This is a genomic window from Candidatus Streptomyces philanthi (assembly GCF_059553635.1).
The window spans coordinates 1-5,571 of sequence record NZ_JCANQV010000346.1 but is presented as its reverse complement, the minus strand read 5'-3'; the positions used below and the strand labels follow the sequence as shown (position 1 = coordinate 5,571).

At 71.9% G+C, this 5,571-nt stretch carries 3 protein-coding genes; 2 read left to right on the top strand and 1 reads right to left on the bottom strand.

Annotation, left to right across the window (positions count from 1 at the left end):
- Positions 1-188, bottom strand: a 188-nt coding sequence (locus AC51EU_RS26455) for a helix-turn-helix domain-containing protein (RefSeq protein WP_496269600.1), incomplete at its 3' end; no start/stop codon positions are given.
- Positions 189-413: 225 nt separating this feature from the next.
- On the opposite strand from AC51EU_RS26455, the gene AC51EU_RS26450 reads away from it, so the two are divergent.
- Together AC51EU_RS26450 and narH are read left to right on the top strand one after the other, a co-directional pair.
- Positions 414-4,136 carry a nitrate reductase subunit alpha gene (locus tag AC51EU_RS26450; RefSeq protein ID WP_496269599.1) on the top strand — a complete coding sequence of 1,241 codons (3,723 nt, stop codon included), beginning with the start codon at positions 414-416 and terminating at the stop codon, positions 4,134-4,136.
- On the top strand, positions 4,136-5,571 hold a 1,436-nt coding region (gene narH, locus AC51EU_RS26445; protein WP_496269598.1), incomplete at its 3' end, for a nitrate reductase subunit beta. The genes AC51EU_RS26450 and narH, both read left to right, overlap by 1 nt.

Genomic DNA, 5,571 nt, shown 5'->3' with positions numbered 1-5,571 from the left:
ACCACCCCGTCGCGGTCCAGGCCACCGAGGTGGTAGCGCGTGGTGGCCGGAGTGAGCCCCGCGGCGTCGGCGAGCTGGTCGACGGTGTACGGGCGGCCGCCGGTGCGCAGCACTTCCAGGAGCCGCAGCCGGGGGTCCGCCGAGGGGCGGGCGCCGGTGCGCATGTCCATCTCTTCTGCCGTCTGCACGCCTCCACGATAGGAGAGGCGGCAGCACCCTCGGCCGGGTATTAAAGCCCGAGCGGCCGGGACCAAAGTCCCGGTCTTTGCCGGGATTAAAACAAGCCGGGAGAATATGGCCGGTTTTTACGGCTAGCCTTTTTCCCGACACGGCGGATTTCCCCGCCCCCGAGGTTCCGCGGCCCGTCGCATTCCCGGCGCGCCCGCGGACCGGTCGGTGATGAGGAGGCGAGAATGAGCGACGATCAGACCCCCGCGCCGTCGGTGGCAGGGCCCGCGGGCCGGGCGCTGCTCACGGCCGGGCGGTTCTTCTCCGGCGGTGAGACGTCCGCGGACCTGCGGACGGTGCGCCGCGAGGGCGGCCGGGACGGCGATGTGTTCTACCGGGACCGCTGGAGCTTCGACAAGGTCGTCTCCACCACGCACGGGGTGAACTGCACCGGTTCGTGCCGCTGGCAGGTGTATGTGAAGGACGGGGTGATCACCTGGGAGACCCAGGACACCGACTACCCGTCCGTGGGCCCGGACCGCCCGGAGTACGAGCCGCGCGGCTGCCCCCGGGGAGCGGCGTTCTCCTGGTACTGCTACTCCCCCACCCGCGTCCGTCATCCGCTGGTGCGCGGGGTGCTGCTGGAGATGTACCGGGAGGCCAAGGAGCGGCTGGGCGGTGACCCGGTGGCTGCCTGGGCGGATCTCATGGGCGACCCGGAGCGGCGCCGCCGCTTCCAGCGGGCGCGCGGCAAGGGCGGTCTGGTGCGGGCCGGGTGGTCCGAGGTGCTGGAGATCGCGGCCGCCGCGCATGTCCACGCGATCGGGGAGCACGGCCCGGACCGGATCGCGGGGTTCTCCCCGATCCCGGCGATGTCGATGGCCTCGCACGCGGCGGGTGCCCGCTTCATGTCGCTGATCGGCGGTTCGATGCTGTCGTTCTACGACTGGTACGCGGATCTGCCGGTCGCCTCCCCGCAGGTGTTCGGCGACCAGACGGACGTCCCCGAGTCGGGTGACTGGTGGGACGCGGCGTATCTGATGATGTGGGGCGCCAATGTGCCGGTGACCCGTACGCCCGACGCGCACTGGGTGACCGAGGCCCGCTACCGGGGCCAGAAGGTCGTCGCGGTCTCCCCCGACTACGCCGACAACGCCAAGTTCGCCGACGAGTGGGTGCATCCCCACCCGGGGACGGACGGGGCGCTGGCGCTGGCCATGGGCCATGTGGTGCTCAAGGAGTTCTTCGTCGAGCGGCGGGTGCCGTTCTTCGACGACTACGTGCGGACGTACACCGACATGCCGTTCCTGGTGACGTTGCGCGAGAAGGACGGGGCGTACGTCCCCGACAAGTTCGCCACCGCCGCCGACCTGGGCGGCGGCGGGGACGCCCGCGACCGGTGGAAGACCCTGCTGCTCGACGACGCCACGGGCGAGCCCTTCGTCCCGAACGGCACCCTGGGGCACCGCTGGGGCACCGACGGGAGGCCCACCGACCGCGGGGACTGGAACCTCGACCTGCGCGGGATCACCCCGCGCCTCTCGGTGGCGGACGGCGCGCACACCACGGCCGAACTGCTGCTGCCGCGCTTCGACCTGCCCGGCGGGAAGGGCGGCGTGGTCCGCAGGGGCGTCCCGGTCCGCCGGCTCGTCCCGGACGGGCCGCTGGTCTGCACGGTCCACGACCTGATGCTCGCCCAGTACGGCGTTCCCCGTCCCGGCCTCGGTCTGCCCGGTGAATGGCCCGCGGACTACGACGACGCCACGCAGGTCGGCACGCCGGCCTGGCAGGAGCAGCACACCTCGGTGCCGGCGGCGCAGGCCGCGCGGATCGCCCGGGAGTTCGCCACCACGGCGGAGGAGTCCCGCGGCCGGTGCATGATCCTGCTGGGCGCGGGCACCAACCAGTGGTTCCACGCCGAGACCGCCTACCGCGGCTTCCTGGCGCTGCTGACGATGACGGGCTGCCAGGGCCGCAACGGCGGCGGCTGGGCGCACTACGTCGGGCAGGAGAAGTGCCGTCCCGCCACGGGCTGGGCGACCCTGGCGTCGGCGGGCGACTGGCAGCGGCCGCCGCGCCAGATGATCGGCACCGGCTGGTTCTACCTGCACACCGACCAGTGGCGCTACGACCCGTTCCGGGCCGAGAAGCTGGCGTCGCCGCTGGGCGAGGGCCGGCTGGACGGCATGGCGCCCGCCGACTGCCTGGCAGCGGCGACACGGATGGGCTGGATGCCCTCGTACCCGACATTCGACCGCAATCCGCTGGACCTGGTGGACGAGGCTCAGGCCGCGGGCGCCGACCCGGTGGCGTACGCGGTGGACCGGCTGCGCTCGGGCGAGCTGGGGTTCGCCGGTGAGGACCCGGACGCGCCGGAGAACTGGCCGCGGGTGCTGACGGTGTGGCGGGCGAACCTGTTCGGCTCGTCGTCCAAGGGCAACGAGTACTTCCTCACGCACCTGCTGGGGACCGAGGGCCATGTGCAGGGCGGCGCGGCCCCGGCCGGCAGCCGGCCGCGCGACGTGACCTGGCGGGAGGAGGGCGCCGAGGGCAAGCTCGATCTGCTGGTGTCGCTGGACTTCCGGATGACGTCGACCACCCTGCTGTCCGACATCGTGCTGCCGGCCGCGACGTGGTACGAGAAGCACGACCTGTCGTCGACCGACATGCACCCGTTCGTCCACGCCTTCACCCCGGCCGTGGACCCGCCGTGGGAGGCCAGGCCGGACTTCGACATCTTCCAGGACCTGGCGCGCCGGTTCAGCGAGCTGGCGAAGGGACGGCTGGACGTACGGCGCGATCTGGTGGCGACGGCGTTGCAGCACGACACGGTGGACGAGACCGCGCAGCCCGGCGGCGTCGCACACGACTGGCGGGCGGGCGAGTGCGCGCCGGTGCCCGGCCGGACGATGCCGAAGCTGACGGTCGTCGAACGGGACTACACCGCCGTCGGCGCGAAGATGGCGGCACTGGGACCGCTGGTCGACACGCTGGGCGTGACGCAGAAGGCCGTCACCTATGACGTGTCGCCGGAGGTCGGAACGCTCGCCGCGCTCAACGGCACGGTGCGCGGCGGCGTCGCGGACGGCCGCCCCCGGCTGGACACCGCGCGGCGGGCCTGCGAGGCGATCCTGAAACTGTCCGGCACCACCAACGGCCGGGTCGCCACCCACGGCTTCGAGCGGCTGGAGCGGCAGACCGGGCAGCCGATGGCGCACCTGGCGGCGGAGGCCGAGGGCAAGCAGATCTCGTTCCGTGACACCCAGTCACGTCCGGTACCGGTCATCACCTCCCCGGAGTGGTCGGGCAGCGAGGCGGGCGGACGCCGCTACACCGCCTTCACCCTCAACACCGAACACCTCAAGCCGTGGCACACCCTCACCGGCCGGCAGCACTTCTTCGTCGACCACGACTGGATGCACGAGGCGGGCGAGGCCCTGCCGACGTACAGGCCGCCGCTGAACATGACCGCGCTCTACGGCGAGCCGGAGATCGGCACCGTCGACGGGCGGGGCGTCACGGTCCGCTATCTGACACCGCACAACAAGTGGGCCATCCACTCCTCGTACCAGGAGAACCAGCACATCGCGACGCTGGCGCGCGGCGGGCAGACGGTGTGGATGAGCCCGCGGGACGCGGCCGCGATCGGGGTGCGGGACAACGACTGGGTGGAGGCGGTCAACCGCAACGGCGTGGTGACGGCGCGGGCGGTGGTCTCGCACCGGATGCCGGCCGGCACGGTGTACATGTACCACGCCCAGGAACGCACCCTGGCCGTCCCGAGGACGGAGACCACCGGCAAGCGCGGCGGCATCCACAACTCCCTGACCCGCGCGGTGATCAAACCGACGCATCTGATCGGCGGCTACGCCCAGCTCGCCTGGGGCTTCAACTATCTGGGCCCCACCGGAAACCAGCGCGACGAGGTCACCGTGATCCGCCGCCGCGCACAGGAGGTGAGGTACTGATGACTGCTCGCGGGAACCGGCGCCGTGTGATGGCGCAGGTGGCCATGGTGATGAACCTCGACAAGTGCATCGGCTGCCACACCTGTTCCGTCACCTGCAAGCAGGTGTGGAGCAACCGGGCCGGCACCGAGTACGTGTGGTTCAACAATGTCGAGACCCGCCCGGGGCAGGGTTACCCGCGCGGCCACGAGGACCAGGAGCGCTGGGAGGGCGGCTGGGAGCGGACCCGCGGCGGACGGCTGCGGTTGCGCTCCGGCGGCCGGGCCGGACGTCTCGGCAAGCTGTTCGCCAACCCCGATCTGCCGGGCGTCGAGGACTACTACGAGCCGTGGACGTACGAGTACCGGCAGCTGCTCGACGCGCCCGCCGGCGACGACCTGCCCACCGCGCGCCCCGTCTCCCAGCTGACCGGCGAGCCGATGGACACCATCACCTGGGGCCCGAACTGGGACGACGACCTGGGCGGCGCCGTCGAGCACGGCGAGAGCGACCCGGTCCTCGCCAAGCTGCGCCGGGAGATCGGTACGAAGGTGCGGTTCGAGTTCGAGCAGTCCTTCATGTTCTATCTGCCGCGGATCTGCGAGCACTGCCTCAACCCGGCGTGCGTGGCGGCCTGCCCCTCGGGGGCGATGTACAAGCGCGAGGAGGACGGCATCGTCCTGGCCGCACAGGACCAGTGCCGCGGCTGGCGGATGTGCGTCAGCGCGTGCCCGTACAAGAAGGTCTACTTCAACCACGCCACCGGCAAGGCCGAGAAGTGCACCTTCTGCTACCCGCGGATCGAGGCCGGGCAGCCGACGGTCTGCTCGGAGACCTGTGTGGGGCGGATGCGGTACCTGGGGGTGCTGCTGTACGACCCGGACGCGGTGCTGGCCGCGGCGTCCGTCGAGGACGACCGCGATCTGTACCCCGCGCAGCTGGAGGTCTTCCTCGACCCGCACGACCCGGAGGTGGTGCGGGACGCGGAGGCGAGCGGGATCTCCCCGGAGTGGATCGAGGCGGCCCGCCGCTCCCCGGTGCGCAAGCTGATCTGCGACCACCAGATCGCGCTGCCGCTGCACCCCGAGTACCGCACCCTGCCGATGGTCTGGTACATCCCGCCGCTGTCCCCCGTGGTGGACGCGCTGGCGGGATGCGGCTTCGACGGGGAGAGCGCCCCGAACCTGTTCGGCGCGATCGAGTCGCTGCGCATCCCGGTGGAGTACCTGGCCGGGCTGCTGACCGGCGGGGACGCCACGGCGGTGGACTCGGTGCTGCGCCGGCTGGCGGCGATGCGCGCGTACATGCGCGGCGTCAATCTGCGCGGCGAGCGGGACGCCTCGCTCGCCGCCGAGGTCGGGCTGACGACCGAGGCGATGGAGGAGATGTTCCGGCTGCTGGCCCTCGCCAAGTACGAGGACCGCTATGTCGTCCCCTCGGCGGCCCGCGAGGACGC

What these genes read in the sequence shown, in the direction of transcription:
- AC51EU_RS26450 (WP_496269599.1), top strand. Translation starts at nt 414, where the DNA reads ATGAGCGACGATCAGACCCCCGCGCCGTCGGTGGCAGGGCCCGCGGGC.